The organism is Paenibacillus sp. B1-35, assembly GCF_050474385.1.
Taxonomy (GTDB): Bacteria; Bacillota; Bacilli; order Paenibacillales; family Paenibacillaceae; genus Paenibacillus_B; species Paenibacillus_B alvei.
Genome location: NZ_JBCHVJ010000005.1, coordinates 445,760 through 471,750, shown reverse-complemented (window position 1 = coordinate 471,750; position 25,991 = coordinate 445,760). Strand labels below are relative to the sequence as shown.

Here is a 25,991-nt window from a genome sequence, read left to right as displayed (position 1 = left end):
TAAAGACGAGCTTACTCCGTAAGACATACCATTGCAAAGGAAGTATGATTCATGAATCTAGAAACGGTCATGCAAGAGCTTGAAGCTCTTGGCAAGGAACGCACGAAGAAAGTATACCTATCCAATGGCGCGCGCGAGCCGCTTTTTGGAGTAGCTACGGGTCAGATGAAGCCCATATATAGAAAAATAAAACGCAATCAGCCATTAGCTGAGGAGCTCTATGCTACAGGAAATTACGATGCAATGTACTTTGCCGGAGTGATTGCGGATCCTGAGGCAATGTCTGAGGCGGATTTTGAGCGGTGGATCGATCAAGCATATTTTTATATGCTATCGGATTATGTAGTGGCAGTAACTTTAGCAGAAACGGATATTGCACAAGAAGTCGCCGATAAATGGATTGCAAGCAATATGGAACTTAAAATGTCGGCAGGTTGGAGCTGCTATTGCTGGATGCTCGGCAATCGCCCAGACAGTGAATTCTCTGAAGCGAAAATCGCAGATATGTTGGATCTTGTGAAAAATTCGATTCATGATGCCCCTGAACGTGCGAAGTACGCGATGAATAATTTTATCTACACTGTGGGAGTATCCTACCAGCCGCTTCATGATAAGGCAGTGGAGATTGCGAAGGAAGTAGGCCAGGTGGAGGTCAATCGCGAAACTGGAAAAAGCAAGTACTTGAATGCATCCGTGAATATTCAAAAGGCGGTAGAGAAAGGACAGATCGGCTTCAAACGAAAATATGTAAGGTGTTAATCCATTCGGAGCGGATTTCATGAAGAGAGCAGCACGCAGTGGCAGTCACTCGTGCTGCTTTTCGTTCCAGGTGTCTTGGCAAAAAAACGTTTATAAAACATGCCGCTTAGATAGCGCGGTGAACTGGCTGTCACCGCCAGTTCCACTCGCGTTTTTTGCTGAAAGACAGTGTTTAGCTGAACCGTGCTAGAGACGCGCCTTCGCACGAGCGATGGATTTGGATTCCTTAGCGATGTATGCCTCTAACTGATCCGCTGCATGGAACACGGAGTTGCCATGACACACTTCCAATCTAGCAGGGCGCAGCCTGCCGACGATGGAACTGCTTCGCAAAACTTCCTCCATATTAGGGGTGAAGAGAGGCTTGCGCAGCTTTCCGTTTTTAGAAGAAAATAAATCTCCCGCGAGCAGTACTTGATCTTGTTCATGATAATATACGACATGCCCGGGGGAATGTCCGGGTGTATAGTATGGCGTTAAGCTTCCTATCGATTGTAATTGTCCGTGTTCATCTTCGGGCAGCATTTTCATCGTTCCCTTCTCCATGGTGGAGACTGGCTTTTTCCCGGGACGGTAAGGGAGTTCGCCTTCGATATAAGGGATCTCATTGCGGTGAGCGAATATGGGGATCTGATTTGTACGTAAAATGTGCTTAAGGGATCCTACATGATCAGGATGACCATGCGTTAGCACGACTCGTTGCAGCGGATCGGCATGTAACTGTTCAATGAACTTCATAATTCCGTCCGCCATCGTCGGCATCCCTGCATCTACTAAGGTGACCCCTTGTTTTTCTACAACGACCCACACATGGAACGGGATCAATACCCACATTTTTAGGCCCCAGATATGCTCAGAGATTTGCACGATCTTCATTTTCTATCAACCTCCATCTTCAAAAGAAAACAATTCTCCTGTATCAATAGAGTTACTAGTTTTGCCAAAGGATCCCTAGTTTTAACCTGGAAGGTTATCCAGCTTGCTTGACGTCTGCAACATCGTATTATGGCGTACTTATCGTATCACGATGGATAGGGGGGAGGTAAGTGCTCAATAAAAAAGGAACAGTCTCCATAGATAAGAAGATGTTCCCACGAGATGCTATTTTGTATTAAAGGAATGCGTACAGAGCCGGAAGGTAGGGCGCTTTGGCCGGATTCAAGTAGAACGGATGCCTTCAAATGCGTTAGCCACCAAACTCTGCACATAGAATTCGTTCAACGTATCGCCTGTCACAAGCAAACGATAGAAAATCGGCCCATAAAGGAGATCGATGCATATATCAATGTCGAGATTTTTTTTCAGTTCCCCGCGCTGAACCCCTTTCTCCAAAATACCTCTTGCCTCAAGTCGACGGGGACGGAAAAACCGAGCTCGATAGGCCTCCGCCAATCCTGAATCAAACTGACCTTCGCCTAATAACTCCGTTATGATGGTTCCCTCCCGACTCGTCAAGAACCGGGCTAAATTCGTGGCGTGAATTTGAATATCTTGAAACGTCGAACCCGTATCAGGCACGGGCAATCTGGCCGTAGCGGCATACAGAAAACCATCCATAACTACGGCAGCCTTGTTAGGCCACCATTTATAAATCGTGGCTTTGCTGACTTGGGCGCGATCAGCAATTTTATCGACTGTTACGGCTTCAAAGCCATTTTCCAACAATAAATCGTAAGATGCGGAAAGGATAGACTTTTGCGCTTCTACATTACGCGGCCGGCCTCTTTTTCCGGTCATCTAATCATCACCTTTCATCCATATATATCTTGTCCGAGAAAAACAAACGATACGTTCAGTATATCAATTATGAATAAAAAATAAAGTTGGGTTCGCCTATTTACAAAACTATACGTTCAGTATATTATTTGGTTATCCAATTTATAAACTATACGTTCAGTATTTATAAAAAAGGAGGAATCTAAAATGACTGCTTCAAACATACAAACAATCCAAAAAAATATTCCGACATGGCTAACCGTACTTCTGGCTGCCGCATGCGGTATCATTGTTGCCAATCTGTACTATGCGCAGCCCTTGGTGGGGGTAATCAGTTCTTCAATCGGGCTGTCTGCAAACAGTTCTGGCTTTATCGTGACGCTAACGCAGATTGGTTACGTAGTCGGGTTGCTATTTGTCGTACCTATGGGGGATATTGTTGAGAATAAAAGGCTGATTGTCATATCTTTACTTCTTACAGCGGTTGCCCTTGTCATTACGGCAGTGTCGAAGCAAGCGTTTCCGTTTTTAGCTGCTTCGTTTGTAATCGGTTTAGGGTCAGTCGCTGCGCAAGTGCTCGTACCTTTTGCGTCATACCTTGCATCCGAATCTTCGCGCGGTCGTGTTGTCGGCAATGTCATGAGCGGTTTGTTGCTGGGAATCATGCTCGCGCGCCCTTTATCGAGTCTGGCAGCTGACTTCTTTGGCTGGCATGCCGTATTCGCTTTGTCTGCTGCAGCTATTCTTATTTTGGCGATCGTACTGTCGAAGGTATTGCCTACCAGAAAGCCTTCGTCAGACACTCCCTATACCGCTCTACTCGGTTCGATGTGGCATTTGCTGCGAACAACCCCGATCTTACGTCGTCGGGCTGCCTATCATGCATGTGTGTTTGCGACTTTTAGCTTATTTTGGACAACGGCTCCAATGCTTCTATCCAGCCCGATCTTTGGTTTTTCTCAAAAAGAAATCGCATTGTTCGCGCTTGTTGGAGTTGCGGGTGCAGTAGCTGCGCCTGTGGCAGGGCGTTTGGCTGACCGCGGCTGGACTAGACCCGCGACAGGGGTTGCCCTTGTCACTGTCGTCATTTCGGTTCTGTTACCGCTTCTGATTCGGACCGGTTCAGCTATCGGAGTAGCCGTTCTCGTCATTTCAGCCATATTATTGGATGCCGGTGTATCCGCAAATCTGGTGCTTGGACAACGAGCGATCTTTTCGTTGAATCCAGAATTTCGTAGTCGTCTGAATGGGCTTTTCATGGCTATTTTCTTCTTTGGAGGTGCTATCGGATCCGCAATTGGAGGGTGGATATACGCCACGGGCGGATGGAGTGCTGCGTTGTGGATCGGAATGTCTTTCCCGATCGTTGCCTTACTTTATTTTGCTACAGAGAAGAAGTAGGGGCAATGACTCAACCGCTCAGTGGGAGAGGGTAAACATTGTACAATCTGGCCCATAAAAAAATCCCCTTTCCGTTCACTCGTTTGCTCAGGGTGGCCTGACCTCACGTTAAGTGTGCGTAAAGGGGATGCTGGTTCATATCTATGCTTTGATTTTATTGGCAGAAATACGCTCTGTAATTTCAGTAACATTTTGGAGACCAAAGTCCAAGTCTCTTGTCATATACTTCTCGAAAAAGCTTGGGTCAATTCCCGTCATATGATGAAAGAAGGATACTTCAACCTTCCAATCCTGTTCGATCATGTGGCCAATATCCACTATTCCCTTTTTTGAAACGAAATCAATGATTGTTTTGATTTTCATTGGTTTCTGGATCGGAATGATATCATCGAGCGGCTCCATTTTCAAATAACCTTTGCGATGCAATGCCGCGTAAAAATTCCGATGTCCTTTGGCCTTAATGATTCCAAGGTTTGCGGCTCTATAGCCTAACACTTGCAGGGACGTTTTCCATTTCTTCTTTAAATCTACGTAGCCATCTGGATTGGTAGGACGGGCTATATCCTTCATGTCTAATGTGAATTGTTCTTCCGGCAGTAATAAGGCTCCGGCAAACATGTTCGCCTCATTTTCAATATACTTGTGTTCTTTTCGATCTAAGTTTGCGAACTCAAGCTGGTAATGGAGCAGAAGATGTCCGAGCTCATGGGCAAGATCAAAATTCCTCCTAGCGGCTGATCGTTTTATATTCCCTAATATAATATAGGGGCGTTCATTTCGGGTCCACAAACTATAAGCATCAATCTCCTCGCCAATGGCCTTTTCGAACACGAACACGCCGCTTTTCTCAATTTGGAACAGGAGATCATCATTGCTGGATGTCGATAAATCGAGCCTTTTTCTCGCTAAATGAGCAACAGTGTTGATTTGGGCAGACCTATCGTCGTTCGTATGTTCTATATACTCCATCACTTCGTTCCGAAGCTTGATGATTTTGAGCGTCGGATGGCTTACATAAGCTGTTATATAGTTCACAAAAGAATCTAAATATTCGATATGCTTGGCTTCTGCCTGTGTCTTGGAGATGACATTCAACACCTTGGAACGGTATGCAATATTCATTACATCCACATTCAAGGGCGTCATATATTTTGCAAGCATGTCTTTCGAATAAAAGTATTTACTTTTTACGTTAAAGATTCGTTTCAATTCATTCACGATCTGCATTTTCGGCGTGGTATACGCGTTCTCGTACTGCCAGACTGCTTGTTCGGTTACACCTAACATGTCGGAGAGCTGTTTGCGCGAATATCCGTGCATGATCCGTAAATTGGCTAGATTATCGCCAAAGAACATGCCTGTCCCTCCTTAATTTCTTAAAACCATTCTAATTATTTATAAATTATGCTGTTCTTCTTCAATTATTCCAATATCGAATGCTGCCGGATCCAAGGCATCATCATTGACATCAGGCGCTATAACATCGCGATCTTCATCTGTTAACTCAGCTCCAGATATGAGTTCAGATAGATCCTCTACACGATATGCAACATTATCACTTGGATTAGGCAAGTAGTGCTTTATTTCGGATATTTGGTAAGCCTCATCAATATTATAGGTTAAAATATGAAATTGGCAGTAAGTTGATGTGAATTTTTCAAGCTCGTCTTTTAAGAAGCTGTCTACAATGAACAAGGAAAGCTGTTCAATTCGCTCTGCGTGGTTCCCTCTTTTCGATAAGGGAGGAGAGGCCGGAAAGGAGAGGCCTGTATTGATTCTCGAGAGTTCATGCAAATACGTGCGTCGCGGTCCTTTCGTTCCTCCACCGTTGGGAAGCCTAGCTTGAGAGAAACAATTTTCATTGAAGTAAGCGGCATTTTTAATAAGAAAAATAACTTTAGAATCGATATGGATGAATTGTAAGTAATCCCATGTTAACCCTGCTTTGGACTTTTTGTATGTAAAGCCGTGAGCGGTACACTCTTCAGCAAGTTTGCTTTCGATAAAATTACCCTTGGTCCAAGCAAAAGCTGAACTAATCTTCATGTTTGATTTGCGGTTTTTACGATGTTCAATATAGTCACGGTAACCATCGACAATGGCATCAACAATCATTTGATTGTGTTCAGGACTGAATTTGTATTGATCCATCTTATACACTCCAATTCAATGAATTATGAAGATAGCTATAGTTTAATCGAAATAGGAGTGCAAAGAAATGATTTTTTTTTATTATTTTTAAAGTTAAGTTGTATATCTTTATTCATTTTTATAGTTGGTGCTTGAAAATATTCTCGTCTTCTTGAAATGATATTTCTGACTATTTCTTAGAAAAATAAAAACCCCTTCCGCCTAAGAGACGGAGAGGGCTCGTTTGAATATGCGGTTTCCCAAATCCACTTAATTCGTATAGTTATCGAAATACCCTTGAATAAAGATAATCGGTGTACCTTTATCTCCGCTGCCGGAGGTCAAATCGGACAAAGAGCCGATGAGATCGGTCAATCTGCGAGGGGTTGTGCCTTGCGCCTCCATCGCGCCTACGAGATCCGCGTCTTTGTTGCTGATGTATTGAGAGATCGCTTGCTTCAACTCTTCGCCTTTTAAATGAGCAAAGTTATTGTCGGCAAGGTATTTCAGCTTCACTTCATTGGGTGTACCGTTAAGGCCTGCTGTGTAGGCTGGCGATACAACCGGGTCAGCAAGCTCCCAAATCTTGCCCACAGGATCCTTGAACGCTCCATCGCCATAAATCATGACTTCAACTTGCTTGCCCGTTTTTTCTTGGAGCCTGCGCTGGATATTGTCCACGATCGGCTGGCAGTTGCGCGGGAACAGCTTCACGCTGTTCTCTGTGGATTTGTTGGAGCCTAACAGGCCATATGCTTCGTTGCAGCCGCTGCCGTCAATCGATACAGTCATGATATCGTCGAGGCCATATACGTTTTCTCCGCCGTTTGCCTTCAAAATCTTCTTCGTTCTGAAACGGGTATGGATATCGCAAGTCAGCACGTTTTTCGTGTACTCCAGAATCGTCTTTGGATGATTCGAGAAAATGACTTCGCATTCCACGCCGTACTCTTCGATAAGTGATTTATAGTAGTCGATATAATCAACGCCGGTAAAGGTATGCTTGTTATAACCAAACAGATCACGGAATTGCTGCTCTGTCAGCACATCCGTCCAAGGGTTGATTCCTTTTTCGTCGAGCAGGTCGAGATCCACCAAGTGGTTGCCTACCTCATCCGATGGATAGCTGAGCATGAGCACAACTTTTTTAGCGCCCTTTGCAATACCGCGAAGGCAGATCGCAAAGCGATTGCGGCTCAAGATCGGGAAAATGACCCCAACCGTTGCATCTCCGAATTTGGCGCGTACATCCTGCGCAATATGATCGATTGTCGCATAGTTGCCTTGCGCACGAGCAACGATGGATTCCGTAACGGTAACGATATCTTTATCTTGAATGTGGAAGCCTTCCGCTTCGGAAGCTTTCAACACGCTATCTACAACAATATCCTCGATGCTGTCCCCTTGATTAATGATAGGGCAGCGGAGGCCTCTAACGACTGTTCCAACCATTCTTTCCAATATAATCGCTCCTTGGGACGCGTATAGTGAATTGCATGATTTGGCGTTCCTATTTGTACTATACACCTGTCTAATGATATAAGTGAAATTAATATATTGAATATTAGATATAAGGAGTGCTTATGCTGTGAGTAAGTTAGATCTATATAAAGTGTTTTGTACGGTGGCGAAACGCAACAGTTTTTCAAAAGCAGCACAAGATCTTTACATGACACAGCCAGCCGTCAGCCAAGCAATCATGCAGCTAGAACGGGAGTTAGATACTCGGTTGTTCACTCGAACATCGAAGGGGGTATTTCTTACGAATGAAGGCAGACTTTTATATGAGTATGCAGAATCAGCTATGAATTTGATTCATGTTGGTGAAGAAAAGATGCTGGAGCTAAAAAATTTAACGACTGGCGAGTTGAAAATCGGTGTTGGCGATACAATCTCCAGATATTTTTTACTTCCCTATTTGGAGGAATTCCATAATCGATATCCCAATATTAAGTTCAAAATCATAAACGGAACGACCCTCGAAATATGTGCGTTGATTAAGTCAGGCGGAGTCGATATTGGCATTTGCAATTTTCCGCTGGAGGATCCTGCATTGGAGTTGAGACCGTGCACAGACATTCAAGATATTTTCGTATACGGGGATAAATTCAAAACAATGTTATCTGGGCCTGTCAGCCTTGAGACAATCGCCAAGCTGCCATTGATTTTCCTTGAATCGAAATCCAATTCCAGAAAGTATGTCGAGGATTATATGGGATCGAAAGGTGTACGGATCGCGCCCGATTTTGAATTGGGTTCGCATCATTTGCTGCTGGAGTTCGCTAAAATCAATTTAGGCATCGCTTGCGTGACGAGAGAATTTTCACAAGAGTATTTAGATAAAGGTCTGCTGCATGAGGTTCAATTGGTGGAGGAAATCCCGAAGAGAAGCATTGGTATATGTTTTTTGAAAAGCGTATCTTTATCTCCAGCTTCGACGAAGTTTGTGGAGATTATCGAACATAACAGGCTTTGATTATATGCGTTTATATGCGTCGAGATTGTTACAAAGTGCCAAAATGAAGCTGCGATCAGGGAGTAGATGAATGAAGACGGGGCCTGTCCTATGGTAGACTAGTGTTATTAATATTTACCATTTACGAATGAGGCGAGGGGATAAGATGGGTTTTCTGAAAAAAATATTCGGCGGCAAGAATGATGGGGAGAAAGCGAAGGACGGAACTACAATATACACATATGATGAAAGTGCTAATGATGGTTATGAGCCGCCTGCACCGATGGAATACGTGGAAGATATCGTTGCCCATTTCGAAAATGTATTTCCGGGGAGAAACAGCAGCGTTTTCCATGAGATTATATCTGATATCGTACATATTGATGTCAATGTTATGGAGCCTACGGAAGAAGAGCCATTCTGGGTGTTATATACGACCGGTATGAGTGACTTGCCAATGACGATTCCAAATGAGATCCAAGCCGAGCTTGATGAAAATATTGATCGGGCTGAAGTGATGATGTTCCTTCCAGCTTCGTGGGAGCTATCCGAAGAAGCTTTCAAGGACGACAACAATTATTGGCCGATCCGGTTAATGAAGCAGATGGCTCGTTTTCCGCACCAGTATAATACCTGGCTGGGATATGGACACACGATCCCGAATTATCAGGACTATGAGCCTTATGCCGATGGGACAGGCTTGAATGGGGTTGTATTTTATCAGTTAAAAGAAGAAATCAGCGTCATTCCGACCAAGGACGGAAATAAGGTTCATACCTATTTCCTGATTCCTCTGTACAAAGAGGAAATGGATTATAAGTTAGAGCACGGGATGGATGCATTAATAGACAAATTATCAGAGTTGGAAGATGGAGTGCTCGAGTTAGATCCAAAACGAAGAAATACGTGCAAGTCGTAAAAAATAATTCTAGTTCTTTTCTAGAATCTAAAACGCCAGCTCTTTCACATCATGGAGAGAGCTGGCGACTTTTTTAGGTAAGTACGTGGCATTTAGTTAAGGTTCGGTTAGAAAAAGGGAAATGCTTTCACTTATTCCGAAAAGGGTTGACTAAGAACAAAATTACAACTCCTAAAAGAAACAACAAAATCCCTTCAATCTTGTATGACCATATCGCAGAGTGAATAAAAGAGCCAAAAATATCAGTAGTATCTGATTGTACATTCTGGTAATTTACCAGAACTAACATGGCTTTATCCATACCCATATCAGTACTTTGGGAGATAAACCGAAAGCCAATAATAAAGAGGATAAGCGAACAAATGAAAGCAATAAATAACGTGATTTTTGATTTCATTGTTTTCATTGTTTTCATTCTCCTTTGGTAAAGTAACAACGACTTTCTATACGCTGTTACTTTACCAAATTTTACTTCCCTGATCAATGAACCCAATCGTTAGTTGTCATGCCAATAGGGAAGCAGTTATGGAAAGGGAGAACTGAGGTCGGCGTCCCTATTCCTTTAATGGAAACTTCAGCAGTCGTAATACTTTCACCCTGTTCGCGTGATGTGAAGTATGTGAAGATGGATGCATCAAAGGTTTGAAGCCGCTCGGCTTTAGGCTTTTGATCTTCAGGCTATTGCAATCCTTCCTTCTACTTCATTGGCGAATTAGGGTCGCAGCTTTCCTGAAGACGCTAATCAGGAGAGGGGGCATCCAGGCTATCATATTCCTTCCTTCTATTGAATCTTCCATTGAAACTAGGGGTATGGCTTTCCTGGAGTCTTTATGATGATGAACACCATCTATCTGCGTAGAGCGAATAAGCTGATTGTGAACCATGGGCAGGGAGGTAATCGAATCTCTAAAGCCCATTTGGCTACGGCATTGAAGAACATAGAGCAGCTTGGATATACGTTATCGAAGCCATTAATAAACGCCGTCCGTACCTTGTCCAAGGAGCAGTTCCATGCGTTTTATCAGGGGCTGATCACAGATCTTAAGGTGATGGTAGGTGCCCACGTAACATACAAACCAATGTATCCGGATTTTCCAGAGCAGGTGATGCAGGAAGATGACGTGGAGCTGTACCTGAATGCCATTTATCATTATCTGACCTTGGAAGTGCCGGAGAATAAGGCAGCAGATCGCCCGCCAATGCTGGATAAGGTCAATCTTAAGGTGATTGATTTAGGCAACAAGTCGGACTTCCATACGATGATACGCCAGCTTATTCAGGCCAAGGGGTCAATTTCCGAGACGGATAAAGAAGATATCGATGCAGTTGTCGAACAAGCGGATATCGATGAACTGGAGGACATTCTGCCTGCCGAGATTCCATGTAAGGAAAACGTGGGCTTTGTAGCCGCCTCCTTAATGAAGCATGATAAGGCAAACATGAATCTGATCCGACCGTACTTCAAGACCGCTACCGATGTCCTGCGCCTCGCGGTTGCTTGGTCGGCTGGCGACGTTAGCCTTGCTGAGCCTACGCGCTTCCGCAAGTTCAAGCGGCCGGAGAGACGGCTGTTGCTTGGCCTGCTGAAACAATGCGGAGCGATTACCGAGGATATGCTGAAATATAAGCAGCGCTGGATTCGATTAGGCGAGATTTTACATCCATCTGAATATAAGCAGCAGTTTACAAAATGCAAGGATGCCTTTGATATTTTGCGCAATAACAAGCCCTTCACCACCTTTAACGGGAGCGTGGAGCTCGCTTTCCAATATCAGAATATGTGGACGCTGATCGATCTGTTGATGAAGCGCCCAGGCGAGTTTGCCAGAAGACTGGATCACATGCTTCGCATTGCGGAGCAGGCGGAGTACGTAGTGCTGGCATTCGGTGAAATCGCCAATCAGGTATCAACGCCCGTGCTTATGCAAGTAAAGTCCCATTTTACTCATCGTAACGAGCTTAAGGAGCTCCGTACCTTTTTCCCGAAAGGGAATGTTGCCAAGGCTGTAGCGATTCCCAATACGCTGCCGGAGATTGGCGAGGCGATATGCCAAGACATTGTGCGACTGTGCGATCAGACGCTTATGGAGCGATTCTCGGCACTTCCAGTGCTCGGAAAAACATATGTTGATGAACGCATGAAGCGCTATAACGTGCCGTTCTCCCAGCGTTCGGCAAGCAAGGCGCTGCGTACGATCATTCGGGGAAGCCGTGTGCCGATGGAAGCAGGGGATACCGTTCGCTTCTTCAACTGGTGGAAGGAAGGTACGGTGAATGGAAATCCTACAGGCCGTGTAGATATTGATCTCTCTGCTGTCATGTACGATCGCAATTGGCAGTATGTTGAGCATATTTCATACACGAATTTGCGATCGTCAAAGTACCGAGCTGTGCACAGCGGCGACATCGTAGCCGCTCCACAGGGAGCCTGTGAATTTATCGATCTGCATATTCCATCCATTGTGGATTATGGCGGTCGTTATATTGTCGCTTCACTTCATTCCTTTACGATGCAGCCGTATTGCGACTTGCCGGAGTGCTTCGTAGGCTGGATGATGCGCAAAAAGCCCGGTTCCGGCGAGATTTTCGAGCCGGCGACAGTCTCCAATAAAATCGACGTCACCGCCGATACACAGATTGCAATCCCTGTCATCTTGGATTTGATAGAGCGCACCGTCATTTGGACCGATCTCTCGCTGACAAGACACCCGAGCTACTATAACAATGTAGAAGGGAATCAAAGCGGAATGGTCTTGATGGGCAAAGCGATGACTACGTTGCAAAAGCCGAATCTGTACGATCTGTTCATGCTCCATGCCCAAGCAAGAGGGGAACTTGTTGCAACGGCAGATCAAGCAGATACGATTTTCTCTGTAGACGAAGGAGTCACTCCATTCGATATCGAGCAGATCATGGCTGAATTCCTTGTATAGATGAACAAGCGGATGCAAGATCATCAGCGGTGAACGAAGAGGGTTGTAATAACGCCTTAGTTCACCGCTTGAACCTGTTAATTAGCCTTTTACCATTTCCGGCAGTCCTTTATGTTTGACGAAACGCTGAAAGAGGAACCGAACGATCGGCCCTATGATTAGGAGCTGAAGCGGAAACGCGAAAATGAAATTTTTCACGACAAATGAGAAGTAATTTTCAAGCAAGGATCCTTCCATGCGGCTGCTCGCAAGATAGGCTGTTATCAACCCGTACAAGGACATGCAAAGAACCATTCCACTCACCATAAAGAAGGCAACGGATACGACTACGTTCAGTTTCTTGGACTTGTCATAGGGGAAGGAAAAAGCAATTTTCTTCGCTACAGGTCCCACAATAAAGGATTCCAATGTGAACGCAATGAAGAGGGCCAAAATAAGTTGGGCTAGTATGCTTCGCCAAGATAATGTATTGAGCAAGCCGTGCAGGTATAGGTTATAAAAGGTCATGCATACAACCATCCCGGAGCACATCATCAGCCCAAAGTAGACTTGTTCTTTTTTTGTTATCGGCAATGTGATCATCCTTTCTTTTCGACCTCATCATTATAGAAAAAGCAGACATCTTCACATAAGTGAACATTTTGCGAACTTTTCCGGTAGCAAGGACGATGTTTGCCGTATGAGAAAGTGCGCTTAATTATCAAGATCGACACACGACCACTGTGCCATATAGAAGTATCTAGTCGACAACAATTGAAAACGCTTCAAAAATACATTGACATAGCAATAACTAGGATCTAATATTGATTACGTAAACGTTTAACTAACAAACAGGATCAGCACTGCTCCTGTTTAAGCAAATTATTCAAAAACGTTTACTTACGAGAGGTGGTTAGATGGCAGCTACGATTAAAGATATTGCACGAGTTGCCGGTGTCTCTACCGCGACCGTATCGAGAGTCATCAATAATCTTGGCGGATATAACGAAGAGACGGAGAAGAAGGTTATCGCCGTTGCCAAGGAATTGGGATATCGGAAAAATGAAAATGCGAGAAGCTTGGTGCAGAAGTCGACCAATACGATAGGTATCATTATGCCAGATGTAGCAACCTCTTTTTATGGCGATATTATCAGAGGGATTGAGGATATTTCGTATGCGCATGGTTACAGCGTAATCCTGACCCATGCCGGCAGCAATGGTTCCCGAATTCAGGATTGCTTGAAATTGATGGGAGAGCGCAGAGTAGACGGGCTCATTATCGTTTCCATCGAGCTGCAAGAGGCTGCAATCGACGCTATGACATCACTCGAAATTCCTTTTGTTTTGCTTTCTACCAAGACGGATCGGGATGATGCGCCATATCTTAAAGTGGATGATTTCCGAGCGGCATATACCGCGGTTCAGTATCTGATTGAGCATGGACACCGGAAGATCGGGATGGCCGGGGCAAATCCTAGAGATCCGATATCCGGAGCGCCGAGAATCGATGGGTATACGCAAGCATTGCGAGATCAGGGGATCAAGGTGGATTTGAACCTGATTAAGCCCGGGAACTTTAGCTTCGAATCCGGCAAAAAGGCCATGCAGGAGTTCCTAGAAGAGGAAGCGGATATTTCCGCAGTGTTCTGCGCAAGCGACGAGGCTGCACTAGGAATTATATCGACATGCTTTGAGCATGGTATTGAGGTTCCAGAGAAGGTATCCGTGGTCGGATACGATAACTCTAAGGTGTCGCGTATGTCAATTCCTCCGCTTACGACAGTCGCGCAGCCCTTGTATGACATGGGGAGAGAAGGCTGCCGGAAATTAATTGATGCGATTCAGCATAGGATTAAGATTGAGTCCGAAGTGATACCGCATGAGTTAGTGGTACGCAAATCAGTCAAGTCGTTGGAACAAAAGTAAGCATTTTAAAATATATGTATTTGCACACGGACGTAATATAGATGATTTTTACGCATTACGTAAACGTTTACGTTAGAATCTGACAGCTTCACATTAGAACCCGAAAGGATAGGTATCCGATGAGTGAAACAATGAAACAAGAAAAAGACGTGAAATGGTGGCAGACGGCCGTTATCTATCAAATTTATCCGCGCAGCTTTCAGGACAGTGATGGAGATGGAATTGGCGATTTGAGAGGGATCATTAATCGAATCGATTATTTGAAGCTGCTCGGCATTACCGCAATCTGGCTGTCTCCTGTATATAAATCGCCGAACGATGACAATGGCTATGACATTAGCGATTATCAAGATATTATGGATGAGTTCGGTACAATGGATGATATGGACGAGTTAATTGCCAAGGCCAATGAGGCCGGCATCAAGATCATTATGGATCTTGTCGTGAACCATACCTCTGACGAGCATAAATGGTTCGTTGAAGCGAAAAAAGGCAAAGACAATGAGTACCGCGATTACTATATTTGGCGCGATCCAGTGAACGGCGGCGTGCCGAATGGACTAGGCTCTACCTTTAGCGGCCCGGCATGGGAGTTTGATGAAGCAAGCGGACAGTATTTCTTGCATCTATTCAGCAAGCGTCAGCCAGACCTGAACTGGGAGAATCCGAAGGTTCGCCAGGAAGTGTACGACATGATGAACTTCTGGCTGGATAAGGGCGTCGGCGGCTTCCGCATGGACGTTATCGACCTCATCGGCAAAATTCCGGATCAAGAAATTACGGGCAACGGACCGAAGCTGCATGAGTATTTGCAGGAAATGAACCAGAAAACGTTCGGCTCCCACGACGTTCTGACGGTAGGGGAAACATGGGGGGCGACGCCGGAAATCGCGAAGCTGTATTCCGATCCGGCACGGAACGAGCTGTCTATGGTGTTCCAATTCGAGCACGTGGGATTGGATCAGCAGGAAGGCAAGGATAAATGGGATCTGAAGCCGTTGAAAATTGCAGACTTAAAACGGGTTCTTGCGAAGTGGCAGACCTCGCTTGGCGATCAAGGCTGGAACAGCTTGTTCTGGAACAATCATGACTTGCCGCGCATCGTGTCCAGATGGGGCAATGACAAGGAATACCATGAGCAAAGCGCGAAAATGTTCGCTGTTCTTCTCCATATGATGAAGGGTACGCCATACATTTATCAAGGGGAAGAGATTGGCATGACGAACCGCCCTGTGTCGAGCATCGACGAGGTAGAGGATATTGAATCCATCAATATGTACAATGACCGTTTGTCCAAGGGATACGCGGCAGAGGACATTATCGCCTCGATCAATGCAAAAGGAAGAGACAATGCCCGTACGCCAATCCAATGGGATGACAGTGCGAACGGAGGCTTTACAACGGGTACGCCTTGGCTGCACGTGAATGACAACTACAAGACGATCAACGTGAAGCGTAATCTGGAGAATCCGAATTCGATCTTCTATACGTATCAGCGCTTAATCAAGCTGCGCCAAGAGAACCCGATTATCGTATGGGGCGACTTCGAACTGATCGAGCATACACCGGAAGAGGTATTTGCATACTACCGCATCTATGAAGGCGAGAAATGGCTCGTGGCAGCGAACATGTCCAAGCAGGAGCATGGAATCGCTGTAGATGGTAAGGTATCCGAGATCATTATGAGCAACTACGACCGCGCTGAAATAGACGTTACTGCGTTTACGATGAAGCCATATGAGGTATTTGCAGTGAAGTTGTAAATCGTATATGTGATGGTGGCTCACACATTCTTTGTGTGGGCCATTTGTTGTACACCCATCTTGGGCGTTTTTCTTTAGAGTGAAAGTCTCAAATGGACTGACAAGCACCTCCATTAGCCAAGAGTAAGGGTGCTCATCGTGAAGTAGAATCTTACGGAAACTGTAGGCAAAGCAAGGCTTGAGGTAAACGAATCAAATTTTGAGCCGATTAGTTCTCCATTAATGAAAAAACGGCAGGATATGGGATCTCCTACCGCCTAACGAATAAACTTATAGCGAATGTGTTTAAGTATACACAGCAAATGATATTTTGCTAGCGGAACTTTGTCAAACACCTGCAGTTGCATCAATTTCTTCCGCGACAGTGTAATTGCATAATAGCAAGCCCAAACATCATTTTTTTTCTTTAAAGGATAAAGCAAAGAAGATAATAGACAGTATTAATGAACTCAGAACCAGCTTGTTATCTGTAATATCTGCATAAGTTGGAGTAGTATCATAGCCGTTTACCTGTCCTATTACTGCAATTGAAGCAGCGATTTTTGCTGCAATTCGTTCCAGAGTAAATAAAGTAGCACTACACAAAAATAAAACTAATCCTATCGTTGAATACTTCATATCATTTTACCTCCTTCCTAAAAATAGTATGAACTATGAAAAAATAAAATAATAATCCCCTTTAATGTGTTATGTTACGTATTTAAGAAAAAACACCTATGAAGGTAGGTATGTGAAAAAGATTTTGGGTCTCTCATTGTCTTTATGTCTAGTATTTTCTTTGTTTTGCTGCAGTCTCATCCGCTCAAGAAAGTACACCAAAAAATCATGTTGCTTACAGTGTTTAGGTTAATGGAGTAAGCATCAAGTTGTCTGATAATGTGGTCGGTAAGGTTTCTCAAGAAGAATTGAAAACGATTGCCAGACAAGCACAAGCAAACGGGGGTGGAGACGTAACGATTCACAATGTTGTATATGCTTCTCCACAAACAGAAAGATTTACACCTTCCGCTTGGTATGACACAAGCGTTGACTGATCAGTTGTTAAGAGTAATAACACATAATAATCCCGATCAGGCGCAATTAATTATTTCTGTAGCACGTGGAGCATCAAAAAAATTATCAAGTTCAGTTACAAAAAAGACAACAAGAAGTGTATCTTGGAGTGGAGGAGTATCTATACCATCAGGAGCTTCTAGCAAATTAGATGCTAGCGTAACCGAAGAAGAATCGAGAACATATTCCAAAGAAGAAACTTGGACTGGCCCATCTGAAGGTTCTGCTTACATCACTAGAAACTATTATTTCACAGGGTTTAGAGATTATGGTAGTTTTAAAATAACCGGGGTTGACTGGCCTTCTGGGGACTCATATGGTTCGTATACTGGTACCTATAAAGAGCCTACTCACTATCAAGAGTGGAGTCAAGATATAAAGTAAACAAAAGGGAATAGCTTTCATAAAAAGAGGATAGCCCTTTTTAATTGTACGCCCAGCATGGGTGTGATCTTTAGGGTGAAATTCTCGAAAGAGACTGGTAAGTACATCGTTATGGGCAGAGGAGGAGGTTGTCTAATGGGGATAATTACTCTAGTTCTGCCGTATTTAGCGGCAGCATTATTTGTTTTTATTGTTTATAAAGTAATCAAAAAACTAAAATAATATCTATCATATTGATAGATTGAGTAAAAATGATTCTATAAATAACAGTAGAAGTGACAGAAACGAGTTGCTCCTAATTTTCGTTTCCTGCGTCGAAACGTGAAAGAGAGAACTGATATTGACTATTACCGTACTATCAATAAATTATAATCTGGCACCTGCAACCCTGCGGAGAGAGATTGCCGTCTTACTTAATCGCGTATGGCCGGAGGAGGATGGATTGCCGGAGGATACGATTCCGACCGCCCATGATGAAGCGCTGAATGCGCGTTCCTTCTATGCCTATGCAGATGGAAAATTAGTCAGCTATACAGGAGTTATCACCAAAGCGATCGAGCATAAGGGAGAGAGGTTCGTTCTATCAGGGCTTAGCTGCGTAGCGACTGACCCTGATTATCGCGATCTGGGATATGGGCTCAAAACGGTCGCTGCCGCCACCCGATGGATGGAGCAGAGCGGCGTGGATCTCGGCATATTTACCTGCAATCCATCGCTGACAGATTTCTACCATCGTGCCGGCTCCTGGCCGGCTGTGCCCGACGTGAGCCTCATTGGCTCTCGTGATGAAGGGGCGTTAACAAGCGACTCGTTGCAGGTCGTCGTGCTGATGCGCCTGTTTTCAGCAAAGGCAATTGCCCACAAGAAGATGCTGCGCCACACAACGATCAATCTTGATCTCCCTGTCGGACAATTTCTGTAGGGATGGTTCAAAGCCATCCCTTCTCCTCGGCAATGGCCGCGGCCTGCTGCCTCGACTCGGCATCCAGCTTTTGAATAGCAGAAGACAGATAATTTCGTACCGTTCCAATCGTCAGGAAGAGGGATTTGCTGATTTCACTAGTCGTCATGCCTTCCTTCGTAAGCCGCAGCATCTCAGCTTCTCTCTCGCTTAATGGATTCTCATTGTTCATAAAGAGTACCGCAGCCAGATCAGTACTGATTACCCGTTCTCCGGCCATCACTCTGCGAATGGACTCAATCAGATAGTCGATCGGTTCATCTTTAAGCAGATAGGCATTCACTTGGGCATTCATTGCCTTTTGCAAATAACCAGGCCGGGCAAAGGTCGTAACGATCATGATTTTGCAGGGAAGGTTGGCGTTTCTGATCTGTATTGCCAACTCTAAGCCGTTCATGTGCGGCATTTCAATATCCACCACGCATACGTCTGGCTTATGCTGCTGAATGGCTTCCCATGCCTGCTTTCCGTCCGCCACTTCCGCCAATACTTCAATATCGTCTTCAAACTTCAGCAATGAGGCAAAGGCACCACGCAGCATCTGCTGATCCTCAGCAATCACAACACGGATCATGTAGCAGCACTCTCCTTTCTAAGTTGATAAAGGGGGAGCATCATTGTAACCGCAGTCCCTCCGGTAGACGAGCATTCTACAGTAAGAGTGCCGTTCAGCGCCTGCATTCGCTCCTTCATTGACAGAATGCCATTCCCGCCTTCTTTTTGATTCAGCCCGATACCGTCATCCGTTATGCATATGGTATATCTGCTATCTGCTGCCTGAAGCCGTATCGTGCAGTGCTGAGCCTGGCTATGCTTAATCATATTTGTAACTGCTTCCCGCACAGAGAGAGCCATCATCGTTTCCTCGACACTGGACAGCAGTGGGGGAGTCCCCTGCTCTACAATTTCAAGCTCAATGCCAGCCGTATGCAGCAGCTTGCGCGAGTGCGCCAGTTCGCTCGATAGTGATATGAACTTCATTTCGGAAACGAGTTCCCGCACTTGCTTCAAGGCAATTCGCGATGTGTCCATGATGTCCTTCAGCTCTTCCTTGGCCTGCACAGGGTCTTTATCTACCCATCTGGCAGCAAGTTCGCTTTTCAATTTGATCATCGTTAAGGTTTGCCCCAGCGTATCATGGAGATCGCGCGCGATGCGGTGTCTTTCCTCCTGCAGGACATAGTGTTCAAGCTGTTCATTGGCAGCGTCCAGTTGACCTTGTAGGCTGGCGGCTCTCGCTCTTATGTATAAAATAGAGGGCAGGAGCATCTGGATAATCATAATGGGGAGATACATGATATGATTGGCAATAAAATTACCTATTCCTCCCCATCCTGCAACTAGCGCAAGGGCTATGGCTGCAGTTCCGACGCCGATTTGCCATTTGGACTTCGATCTGCCCAGCAGATCGGCAAATATAAATCCGAACATGAGAAGATTGGGGTCAATATAGATACTGAGTACCGCAATCGTACCGAGACCAGATACAACAGCTGCTAGCAGATATATATTCCGATGCCATAATGCAATATAGAAGGAAATCAAAAATACGCTTAGGATCATAAGGGATCCCAAGAGACCAAGATCGGAACGCGTGCTTAGGACGAAGTAGCACAAATATACGATCGCAATTACATCTATGAGCAGAAAATGTTTGATCTGATCTCTTGGGTAGATCTTCATCGATAGCCTCCAGATTCACCTGGATTGAAAAATGCCTACCGCACGCTTGCGGACAGACTCCATAGGGCCAAGCTTGAAGACCCGCAGCCACCTTGAAGCAAACCATAGCTGGAATACGGAAATCTCAATCCAAATTGCGATAATGATGAAAGAATTCAACTTGCCGCCAAATGCTAGGCCCCAGCCATAACAGAGCATAGATGCAATCACATTTTGCATCACATAGCAGCTTAACGACATCTTCCCTGTGTTCTCAAACAGACGCCACAGCCGATCCCATTTATTATATTGTATCATTTTACCAATAATGGCTATATACCCAAGTGATAGAAATGGGGCAAATAAATAGCGGACAGGCATATCGAAAATGCCGCCGGGTATGAAGATAATCAGGTTCAATGGCACCCCGGCGTAGAGGCTCAGCTTCAGAAGCTTGTTACGTTGACGCTGCCCATTCCCATCTGGAGCGAACACTCCGGAGCGCATAAGGCGAACGCCAAGCAAAAATAGAAATACATTCAATGGGATGACAAAAAGGGGTTCAAATCGAAGCTGTACAAAATGAGACAGTCGGTATTGGACTTGATCCAGCCATGAACCGTCTCGGTAAAGGGCGACCACCTGGTCAAAGTTCCCCAGTGACATATTGGCGCCCATTAACCCAAGCAGAAGCATGCCTAATATTACGATGACATGTACGCTGCCAATCACTTTCATCGTGATGGATATGGCGCGATCTCCACCTCGAATAATGAAGGCGGCAATCATGCCTGTTATGCCGTAGCTCATTAAGATGTCATACTCCATGACGAGCACGAAATGAAGCAAGCCCTCCAATAGCAAAATAAGAAGAACCCACATATACACGCCCGGCCAGGCCTTGCCTGTACGCTTCGCTTGCCGGTATTTCATTTCCATGCCTACTCCGAACATGATCGTTAATAAGCCGAGCATCTTGCCATTTACGAAAAATAATACGATCATACGGAGCAGATCATCAAGCTTCCACCAGCCCGTATAAGCATACGTAGTGAGATAAGATAAATCTCCTAGATGTGCAAATATCCAAATATTTGTCCCCAATGTGCCCAGAATCGCGAATCCCCGCAATATATCGAGCAGACGGATTCTCTCCTGACGTTGTTCCACATGTACTCATCCTTCCCTCATATCATCATGCAGCTTTATTGTAGTGGGGAAGAGGGGCGGCGGAACATTCACAGCTGTAAAGAAATCGAGATGACAGGTGTCATATTGTTTGGATTTGGATAGCAAGGAATATTGTTGCGCAGGATAAGACTACAGGATCTTGAAAGAGGGAGATAGCCGCCATATGGATCATATGATTTTTCAGGTTGGAACCGCCTTGCTGTTAGTTACCGCCGCTTCGCTGCTTGCGGGTAAACTCAAATTCTCGATCATTCCATTTCTCATCGTTCTCGGTATGTTAGTCGGCCCGCACGCTCCCGTGATCGGCTTGTTCGACTTAACCTTTGTGGAAAGTCAGTCCATTATATCCTTTCTCGGACGCATGGGGGTTCTGTTCCTACTCTTCTACATTGGGCTGGAGTTCTCGGTCTCGAAGCTGATTAAGTCAGGCCGCAATATTGTATTTGGCGGTACCGTATATGTTGTATTGAATTTTTTGCTGGCAATGGTATACGGCTTCTTGGTTCATTTTCCGCTGTATGAAACGTTAATCGTTGCAGGAATGATGTCTGTATCCTCCACTGCCATCGTAGCCAAGGTGTTGGTTGATCTCAGGCGCACAGGCAACTCCGAGACAGAGTTAATATTGGGCATGATTTTGTTCGACGATCTCTTCTTGGCCGTGTTTCTATCCGTCATGTCGGGCCTTCTGCTTGGAGGGGCAACTTCTGTTGGGGGAGTGCTGCTTTCCGTAGGTATTTCAATGGGGTATATGCTTGTATTTTTCATTATCGCAAGAGTAGGACCGCCTTTATTAAATAAGCTGTTGAACATCACCTCAAGTGAAATATTTATTATAGTTGTGTTTTCCTTGCTATTTTTCATTGCGGGGTTCTCGGAGACGCTGCATGTAGCCGAAGCGATCGGCGCGCTCTTATTTGGACTTGCTTTGTCCGAGACCGAGCACAGCAAGCGAATTGAGCATCTGGTTGTGCCATTCCGTGACTTCTTTGGCGCCATTTTTTTCTTCAGCTTCGGTCTTAGCATTGATCCGCTGACGCTGGGCGATGCTGCTTGGATGGCGATAGGAGCTGTGCTGCTCACGGTGGTATCCAATATGGTTGCAGGCTGGATGGCAGGGCGTCAGGCAGGACTAACCTATAAAGCATCAACGAATATTGGACTTACGATCATGGCTCGCGGAGAGTTCACGATTATTGTCGCGAACCTCGGTATTTCAGCTGGATTGATGCCCTTGTTGAAGCCCTTTTCCGCTCTGTATGTTCTCGTGCTGGCGATTGTTGGACCGCTACTGGCAAAAGAGTCGAAATCCGTGTATGGTGGACTGAACCGGATATTTAAATGGAGCAGCACCAAAGAGAAAGCAAACATCGAAAATAAATAGGATTGAAGGGAGATGGCCATATGGCAACGATAAGGGAATCCGAACTGCCGGGAATCGGAAAAAAGTATCAGATGGAGACCGTTTCGGGAGATAAGGTAGTCGTCGTTATTCATGATGATGGCAGAAGGGAAGTCTATCATTTTGAAGATAATGATCCAGAGATGAGCATTTCCCAAGTGACACTGGAGGACGAAGAAGCAAGGCAGCTTGCTTCTATTATCGGCGGCATGAGCTATAAGCCCAAGGCGTTGGATACCATCCAGGTGGAGCTTGATGAACTGGTCATTGAATGGTGCAAGGTGGGACAGTCCTTTCCATGCATTAATAAATCCATTGCTGAGCTGCAAATCCGTCAGCGCACGGGAGCGACGATCCTGGCTGCTATAGAAAAAGGAAAGCAGTATATCAATCCTGATCCTGAGGTACGGCTTACGCCCAATATGACGCTTGTGATTGCAGGAGAGCGCAAACAAATCAAGCAGCTCAAAGAGCTGCTAGCTCAAGGATAACCAATAATTGTGAAACGAGAGCATCTGCATGGTCAACAGCGGGTGCTTTTTTTATTCCAATGAAATAACCTACCCTTTCTTACTTCTTCCTTCAATTTCTTCTCTGATGATTTTCATGAGCAAATGAACAGAGGATCTCTGCGTATACTCCTGGCCGCCTCTTTTTTGCAGGATACCGATTTGAATGAGGGGCTCGGCCATGTTGACGTCAATTGCTGCGACTTCCTTTATCAGCGATGTCGTATCCAATACAACCCCCACGGAAGAAGTGTTCTTCACAAAGTGAGGAATCGAGGATATTTGACTTATGGTGTTTAGGTTGGGCGACGATTCGAATCTGGCAAAATGCTTTGCTAGACGCAAAGAATACAAGCAGGTTGGCCCCCCAGCTATGATCGGGTAATGAAGAAGCTCATCCAATGGAATGGTTTGCTGTGTACACAATGGATGCCTTTTATCTGCTATGAAAGTGATCTTCTCGTGATACAGCGGCTGAAAATAGAAGGGAGATGCGTCCGACGGCTCGCCGCAGATGGCAAAGTCCAGCTCTTTTTGCAGGATGGAATGCGAAAGGAAATCGGTATTTCCCGTCACGACATGATAGTGCATGTTCGGCTTATGCTCCCGGAATCTCCGCAAGGCGTTCGGAAAAATCGTCTCCATCATGGAGTCAATGCCTCCTATCCGCATGGATCCAATTTCGTCATGCTGCAATGCCTTCGCTTGTTCCGCAACATAGTTCCAATGCTGTATGAGACTGTCGATTTCCGCTGCCAGCATGTGGCCGGCATGGGTCAATTCCGCATCCCAGCCTCTGTTGAACAAGGGTATGCCCAGCTCTTTTTCCAAACGTTGAATTTGACTTGTAATTGTTGATTGGGCGTAATTTAATTTCTCGGCTGCTCGGGAAAATGTCCCTTCTTCAAGTATGGTTTTGAACGCGGTTAGTTCTTTGAGATCCACTGGCTGACACCTCTATCGAAATAATCGAACAAGATTATGATTTTATTCAATTATACAAATGATTTTCCCAGGCGTACAATGGAGGCATCTCAGAGAAGGAGTTGATCGAACATGCCATTCATTCGGGTCAGTTACATGGAGGGGCAATACGACACCTGTCAACTTGAACAAATCAGTAAGACAATCATGTACGCTTTGATTAAACACTTCAAAGTGCCGGAAGATGATTATTTTCAAGTTTTCCATGCGCATCGGGCGGGGGAATTTTTCTTTAGCAAGAACTACTTGAATGTTGAACGGAGCGAAGGCTTGCTCTATATACAAATCACACTTAAATCAGGGAGGACGGAACAGCAGAAAATAGGCTTTTATGCGATGCTGGCGAAGGAGCTGTCAAATACGGTGAGCATAAGGAAAGAGGATGTATTTGTCGTGCTTGTCGATAATGAATTCGATGATTGGTCGTTCGGCAACGGCATTGCTCAAATGCTGGATCGTCAGAAAAAGGGGGATGCTGGGCATGGCGCATCGAGCAATTAAACCACATGCAAGCGAGTCGTTAAGGAAATTAGCACCGGCATTTATTGATTACTCAGAGAATGTGTTGTTCGGGGACTTGTGGCGACGAGAGCAATTGTCGCTGCGGGATCGGAGTCTAGTCACGATTTCTGCGTTAGTTGCGGGCGGATTGACAGAACAGCTTCCTTATCATTTGCGCCTATCGGTAGAGAATGGACTGCAGCAGGAGGAAATCGTGGAAACGATAACGCATCTGGCGTATTATGCAGGCTGGCCGCGAGCTGCTTCAGCGCTGCAGGTTGTAGAGACGGTCTTCGAGAATAAGGGGTGATCAAGGATAGAAAAAGCACAGAACCTAGTGAATGGCTAAGAACTGTGCTTTTTAGCGTTTCATCAGTTATAGCTGCCCCTAAGTGTTTTGTAGCTCTAAAGGCAAGAAGGCGTAATCCCCATCCCTCACGATCTCGCATTTTCGAACCGGAATGGGTTGCTTGAAAATTGGACCATCAATTACCGTTGTATGGAACTCTCCGCCTTCGCCGCATGGATCGATGCCGCGTGCGAGAAGCTCGTCCACGAACTCATGAGTCAGCACTCGCCCTAAATCTTCTTCCTTCATGCCCTTTGACAGATTTACAGTCACCAGAATGGTAACGAAGCCAAGGTTAATAAACTCCTGTACAGCTTCCAGGTGATCCATCCCCCATAGCGGCATTCCTAAGCCTAGCCCTGCATTTTTCGTCACTCGGTCATGCCAGCAGCCGTGTTCGGGCACATCCAGGTCTCCGGTTACTAATACTTCGGCTCCGCGACTCTTCGCTTCCGCTAACAGACCCATAAAGACAGACTCATAGTCTGTCCAGCTCGCCGCACCCGCTAACACGGGCAATCCAATGGCTTCTGCTTGAGCCCGAATCAACTCAGGGGGCATACCGTGGGAACGAGAGCGCTTGCCTTCTTCTTCTAGCATGACGATCAATCCTGCCGCTTCGCCGGTTTGCATGGCTTTATACAGTGCCAACGTGCTGTCCTTCCCGCCGCTGAAGGAAGCGATGAATGTATGTCCGTCAGCCCCGATTTTCCAAGTTGCTGCGTCTGTCATGATTTTCTCTCCTTTGCTGTTTAAAGCGTTATACGCTGACTGGAATATGCCAATTGTATAAGATATACGAAGTTATGCATGTAATTGATGTCATTTTAACACGGACAGATCGAAGAAAGGGCATGAAGGTTCAGTATAGAGTGGGTAATCTTGACAAGTTGCAGTTACATTGGGGAAAGGAGCAGCCTGAAATCGACTCTATAACATGAAAATCCTCTCTCACTTTACTTTGCGAGAGAGGTGGATGTCAGGCCATCTAGGTGCTGTTATATTTAAACGA

General features: G+C 45.3%; 26 protein-coding genes. 13 read left to right on the top strand and 13 right to left on the bottom strand.

Annotated elements, in window-relative coordinates; genetic code table 11:
- Positions 1–51: 51 nt before the first annotated feature.
- The gene (locus ACQ5BJ_RS18815) at positions 52–759 is read left to right on the top strand and encodes a DNA alkylation repair protein (protein ID WP_005545331.1); all 708 of its coding nucleotides are present in this window, start codon (positions 52–54) and stop codon (positions 757–759) included.
- A gap of 186 nt (positions 760–945) precedes the next feature.
- Here ACQ5BJ_RS18815 and ACQ5BJ_RS18810 read toward each other — a convergent pair whose 3' ends face one another.
- The gene (locus ACQ5BJ_RS18810; protein WP_430111929.1) at positions 946–1,635 is read right to left on the bottom strand and encodes an MBL fold metallo-hydrolase; all 690 of its coding nucleotides are present in this window, start codon (positions 1,633–1,635) and stop codon (positions 946–948) included.
- Positions 1,636–1,917: 282 nt separating this feature from the next.
- Positions 1,918–2,496, bottom strand: coding sequence for a TetR/AcrR family transcriptional regulator (locus tag ACQ5BJ_RS18805; RefSeq protein ID WP_430111927.1), 579 nt, complete (start codon positions 2,494–2,496; stop codon positions 1,918–1,920).
- A 186-nt stretch (positions 2,497–2,682) separates the two neighbouring features.
- On the opposite strand from ACQ5BJ_RS18805, the gene ACQ5BJ_RS18800 reads away from it, so the two are divergent.
- Complete coding sequence (locus ACQ5BJ_RS18800; RefSeq protein ID WP_268599190.1) at positions 2,683–3,876, top strand: MFS transporter; 1,194 nt, start codon at positions 2,683–2,685, stop codon at positions 3,874–3,876.
- Positions 3,877–4,017: 141 nt separating this feature from the next.
- On the opposite strand, the gene ACQ5BJ_RS18795 is transcribed toward ACQ5BJ_RS18800, so the two are convergent.
- From ACQ5BJ_RS18795 to ACQ5BJ_RS18785, 3 genes are all read right to left on the bottom strand, one after another.
- Entirely contained in the window at positions 4,018–5,232 is a 1,215-nt protein-coding gene (locus tag ACQ5BJ_RS18795; RefSeq protein WP_430111925.1) for a helix-turn-helix domain-containing protein, read from the bottom strand.
- 39 nt (positions 5,233–5,271) lie between these two features.
- Entirely contained in the window at positions 5,272–6,027 is a 756-nt protein-coding gene (locus ACQ5BJ_RS18790) for a hypothetical protein (RefSeq protein ID WP_430111923.1), read from the bottom strand.
- A gap of 249 nt (positions 6,028–6,276) precedes the next feature.
- Positions 6,277–7,467, bottom strand: a complete 1,191-nt coding sequence (locus ACQ5BJ_RS18785) for a coenzyme F420-0:L-glutamate ligase (RefSeq protein ID WP_005545317.1) — start codon at positions 7,465–7,467, stop codon at positions 6,277–6,279.
- Positions 7,468–7,594: 127 nt separating this feature from the next.
- Here ACQ5BJ_RS18785 and ACQ5BJ_RS18780 point away from each other — a divergent pair, with 127 nt between their 5' ends.
- Together ACQ5BJ_RS18780 and ACQ5BJ_RS18775 are read left to right on the top strand one after the other, a co-directional pair.
- Complete coding sequence (locus ACQ5BJ_RS18780) at positions 7,595–8,482, top strand: LysR family transcriptional regulator (RefSeq protein ID WP_268599192.1); 888 nt, start codon at positions 7,595–7,597, stop codon at positions 8,480–8,482.
- Positions 8,483–8,627: 145 nt separating this feature from the next.
- Complete coding sequence (locus tag ACQ5BJ_RS18775) at positions 8,628–9,380, top strand: suppressor of fused domain protein (protein ID WP_268623090.1); 753 nt, start codon at positions 8,628–8,630, stop codon at positions 9,378–9,380.
- Between the two features lie 127 nt (positions 9,381–9,507).
- Here the strand turns inward: ACQ5BJ_RS18775 and ACQ5BJ_RS18770 are convergent, their stop codons facing one another.
- Positions 9,508–9,786, bottom strand: a complete 279-nt coding sequence (locus ACQ5BJ_RS18770; RefSeq protein ID WP_289356730.1) for a hypothetical protein — start codon at positions 9,784–9,786, stop codon at positions 9,508–9,510.
- Positions 9,787–10,210: 424 nt separating this feature from the next.
- On the opposite strand from ACQ5BJ_RS18770, the gene ACQ5BJ_RS18765 reads away from it, so the two are divergent.
- The gene (locus tag ACQ5BJ_RS18765; RefSeq protein WP_430111920.1) at positions 10,211–12,313 is read left to right on the top strand and encodes a TerD family protein; all 2,103 of its coding nucleotides are present in this window, start codon (positions 10,211–10,213) and stop codon (positions 12,311–12,313) included.
- An 81-nt stretch (positions 12,314–12,394) separates the two neighbouring features.
- Here the strand turns inward: ACQ5BJ_RS18765 and ACQ5BJ_RS18760 are convergent, their stop codons facing one another.
- The gene (locus ACQ5BJ_RS18760; protein ID WP_262866511.1) at positions 12,395–12,886 is read right to left on the bottom strand and encodes a hypothetical protein; all 492 of its coding nucleotides are present in this window, start codon (positions 12,884–12,886) and stop codon (positions 12,395–12,397) included.
- Positions 12,887–13,209: 323 nt separating this feature from the next.
- Between ACQ5BJ_RS18760 and ACQ5BJ_RS18755 the strand changes: the two genes are divergently transcribed.
- Together ACQ5BJ_RS18755 and ACQ5BJ_RS18750 are read left to right on the top strand one after the other, a co-directional pair.
- Positions 13,210–14,220: a LacI family DNA-binding transcriptional regulator gene (locus ACQ5BJ_RS18755; RefSeq protein WP_430111918.1), complete on the top strand. Its 1,011-nt coding sequence runs from the start codon at positions 13,210–13,212 to the stop codon at positions 14,218–14,220.
- A 119-nt stretch (positions 14,221–14,339) separates the two neighbouring features.
- Positions 14,340–15,983 carry a glycoside hydrolase family 13 protein gene (locus ACQ5BJ_RS18750; protein ID WP_005545307.1) on the top strand — a complete coding sequence of 548 codons (1,644 nt, stop codon included), beginning with the start codon at positions 14,340–14,342 and terminating at the stop codon, positions 15,981–15,983.
- A 393-nt stretch (positions 15,984–16,376) separates the two neighbouring features.
- Here the strand turns inward: ACQ5BJ_RS18750 and ACQ5BJ_RS18745 are convergent, their stop codons facing one another.
- The gene (locus ACQ5BJ_RS18745) at positions 16,377–16,601 is read right to left on the bottom strand and encodes a hypothetical protein (protein ID WP_005545306.1); all 225 of its coding nucleotides are present in this window, start codon (positions 16,599–16,601) and stop codon (positions 16,377–16,379) included.
- A gap of 345 nt (positions 16,602–16,946) precedes the next feature.
- Here ACQ5BJ_RS18745 and ACQ5BJ_RS18740 point away from each other — a divergent pair, with 345 nt between their 5' ends.
- Complete coding sequence (locus ACQ5BJ_RS18740; protein WP_430111915.1) at positions 16,947–17,420, top strand: hypothetical protein; 474 nt, start codon at positions 16,947–16,949, stop codon at positions 17,418–17,420.
- A 337-nt stretch (positions 17,421–17,757) separates the two neighbouring features.
- A complete protein-coding gene (locus ACQ5BJ_RS18735; protein WP_040735633.1) occupies positions 17,758–18,342 on the top strand; it encodes a GNAT family N-acetyltransferase in 585 nt (194 codons plus the stop codon).
- Positions 18,343–18,349: 7 nt separating this feature from the next.
- On the opposite strand, the gene ACQ5BJ_RS18730 is transcribed toward ACQ5BJ_RS18735, so the two are convergent.
- From ACQ5BJ_RS18730 to ACQ5BJ_RS18720, 3 genes are read right to left on the bottom strand one after another with little or no spacing between them, the layout of a single operon-like run.
- A complete protein-coding gene (locus ACQ5BJ_RS18730) occupies positions 18,350–18,955 on the bottom strand; it encodes a response regulator transcription factor (RefSeq protein ID WP_005545303.1) in 606 nt (201 codons plus the stop codon).
- Entirely contained in the window at positions 18,952–20,064 is a 1,113-nt protein-coding gene (locus ACQ5BJ_RS18725; protein ID WP_005545301.1) for a sensor histidine kinase, read from the bottom strand. The genes ACQ5BJ_RS18730 and ACQ5BJ_RS18725 overlap by 4 nt, the downstream gene beginning before the upstream one ends.
- 15 nt (positions 20,065–20,079) lie before the next feature.
- Positions 20,080–21,213 (bottom strand): DUF418 domain-containing protein, encoded by a 1,134-nt coding sequence (locus ACQ5BJ_RS18720; protein WP_430111912.1) that lies wholly within the window; start codon positions 21,211–21,213, stop codon positions 20,080–20,082.
- Positions 21,214–21,397: 184 nt separating this feature from the next.
- On the opposite strand from ACQ5BJ_RS18720, the gene ACQ5BJ_RS18715 reads away from it, so the two are divergent.
- Positions 21,398–22,618, top strand: a complete 1,221-nt coding sequence (locus ACQ5BJ_RS18715) for a cation:proton antiporter (protein ID WP_197267168.1) — start codon at positions 21,398–21,400, stop codon at positions 22,616–22,618.
- A 20-nt stretch (positions 22,619–22,638) separates the two neighbouring features.
- The gene (locus ACQ5BJ_RS18710) at positions 22,639–23,127 is read left to right on the top strand and encodes a cation:proton antiporter regulatory subunit (protein ID WP_005545294.1); all 489 of its coding nucleotides are present in this window, start codon (positions 22,639–22,641) and stop codon (positions 23,125–23,127) included.
- A gap of 69 nt (positions 23,128–23,196) precedes the next feature.
- On the opposite strand, the gene ACQ5BJ_RS18705 is transcribed toward ACQ5BJ_RS18710, so the two are convergent.
- Positions 23,197–24,090: a LysR family transcriptional regulator gene (locus tag ACQ5BJ_RS18705; protein WP_268599198.1), complete on the bottom strand. Its 894-nt coding sequence runs from the start codon at positions 24,088–24,090 to the stop codon at positions 23,197–23,199.
- A gap of 111 nt (positions 24,091–24,201) precedes the next feature.
- On the opposite strand from ACQ5BJ_RS18705, the gene ACQ5BJ_RS18700 reads away from it, so the two are divergent.
- The gene (locus ACQ5BJ_RS18700) at positions 24,202–24,630 is read left to right on the top strand and encodes a tautomerase family protein (protein ID WP_005545290.1); all 429 of its coding nucleotides are present in this window, start codon (positions 24,202–24,204) and stop codon (positions 24,628–24,630) included.
- Entirely contained in the window at positions 24,611–24,940 is a 330-nt protein-coding gene (locus ACQ5BJ_RS18695; RefSeq protein ID WP_005545288.1) for a carboxymuconolactone decarboxylase family protein, read from the top strand. Before ACQ5BJ_RS18700 ends, ACQ5BJ_RS18695 begins: the two co-directional genes overlap by 20 nt.
- Before the next feature lie 78 nt (positions 24,941–25,018).
- Here ACQ5BJ_RS18695 and ACQ5BJ_RS18690 read toward each other — a convergent pair whose 3' ends face one another.
- On the bottom strand, positions 25,019–25,711 hold the full coding sequence (locus tag ACQ5BJ_RS18690) for a diphthine--ammonia ligase (RefSeq protein WP_430111909.1): 693 nt from the start codon (positions 25,709–25,711) through the stop codon (positions 25,019–25,021).
- Positions 25,712–25,991: the final 280 nt, after the last annotated feature.

What these genes read in the sequence shown, in the direction of transcription:
- ACQ5BJ_RS18725 (WP_005545301.1), bottom strand. Translation starts at nt 20,064, where the DNA reads ATGAAGATCTACCCAAGAGATCAGATCAAACATTTTCTGCTCATAGAT.
- ACQ5BJ_RS18800 (WP_268599190.1), top strand. Translation starts at nt 2,683, where the DNA reads ATGACTGCTTCAAACATACAAACAATCCAAAAAAATATTCCGACATGG.
- ACQ5BJ_RS18775 (WP_268623090.1), top strand. Translation starts at nt 8,628, where the DNA reads ATGGGTTTTCTGAAAAAAATATTCGGCGGCAAGAATGATGGGGAGAAA.
- ACQ5BJ_RS18790 (WP_430111923.1), bottom strand. Translation starts at nt 6,027, where the DNA reads ATGGATCAATACAAATTCAGTCCTGAACACAATCAAATGATTGTTGAT.
- ACQ5BJ_RS18695 (WP_005545288.1), top strand. Translation starts at nt 24,611, where the DNA reads ATGGCGCATCGAGCAATTAAACCACATGCAAGCGAGTCGTTAAGGAAA.
- ACQ5BJ_RS18730 (WP_005545303.1), bottom strand. Translation starts at nt 18,955, where the DNA reads ATGATCCGTGTTGTGATTGCTGAGGATCAGCAGATGCTGCGTGGTGCC.
- ACQ5BJ_RS18810 (WP_430111929.1), bottom strand. Translation starts at nt 1,635, where the DNA reads ATGAAGATCGTGCAAATCTCTGAGCATATCTGGGGCCTAAAAATGTGG.
- ACQ5BJ_RS18740 (WP_430111915.1), top strand. Translation starts at nt 16,947, where the DNA reads ATGTTGTATATGCTTCTCCACAAACAGAAAGATTTACACCTTCCGCTT.
- ACQ5BJ_RS18755 (WP_430111918.1), top strand. Translation starts at nt 13,210, where the DNA reads ATGGCAGCTACGATTAAAGATATTGCACGAGTTGCCGGTGTCTCTACC.
- ACQ5BJ_RS18770 (WP_289356730.1), bottom strand. Translation starts at nt 9,786, where the DNA reads ATGAAAACAATGAAATCAAAAATCACGTTATTTATTGCTTTCATTTGT.
- ACQ5BJ_RS18700 (WP_005545290.1), top strand. Translation starts at nt 24,202, where the DNA reads ATGCCATTCATTCGGGTCAGTTACATGGAGGGGCAATACGACACCTGT.
- ACQ5BJ_RS18745 (WP_005545306.1), bottom strand. Translation starts at nt 16,601, where the DNA reads ATGAAGTATTCAACGATAGGATTAGTTTTATTTTTGTGTAGTGCTACT.
- ACQ5BJ_RS18715 (WP_197267168.1), top strand. Translation starts at nt 21,398, where the DNA reads ATGGATCATATGATTTTTCAGGTTGGAACCGCCTTGCTGTTAGTTACC.
- ACQ5BJ_RS18805 (WP_430111927.1), bottom strand. Translation starts at nt 2,496, where the DNA reads ATGACCGGAAAAAGAGGCCGGCCGCGTAATGTAGAAGCGCAAAAGTCT.
- ACQ5BJ_RS18750 (WP_005545307.1), top strand. Translation starts at nt 14,340, where the DNA reads ATGAGTGAAACAATGAAACAAGAAAAAGACGTGAAATGGTGGCAGACG.
- ACQ5BJ_RS18710 (WP_005545294.1), top strand. Translation starts at nt 22,639, where the DNA reads ATGGCAACGATAAGGGAATCCGAACTGCCGGGAATCGGAAAAAAGTAT.
- ACQ5BJ_RS18795 (WP_430111925.1), bottom strand. Translation starts at nt 5,232, where the DNA reads ATGTTCTTTGGCGATAATCTAGCCAATTTACGGATCATGCACGGATAT.
- ACQ5BJ_RS18690 (WP_430111909.1), bottom strand. Translation starts at nt 25,711, where the DNA reads ATGACAGACGCAGCAACTTGGAAAATCGGGGCTGACGGACATACATTC.
- ACQ5BJ_RS18815 (WP_005545331.1), top strand. Translation starts at nt 52, where the DNA reads ATGAATCTAGAAACGGTCATGCAAGAGCTTGAAGCTCTTGGCAAGGAA.
- ACQ5BJ_RS18765 (WP_430111920.1), top strand. Translation starts at nt 10,211, where the DNA reads ATGATGATGAACACCATCTATCTGCGTAGAGCGAATAAGCTGATTGTG.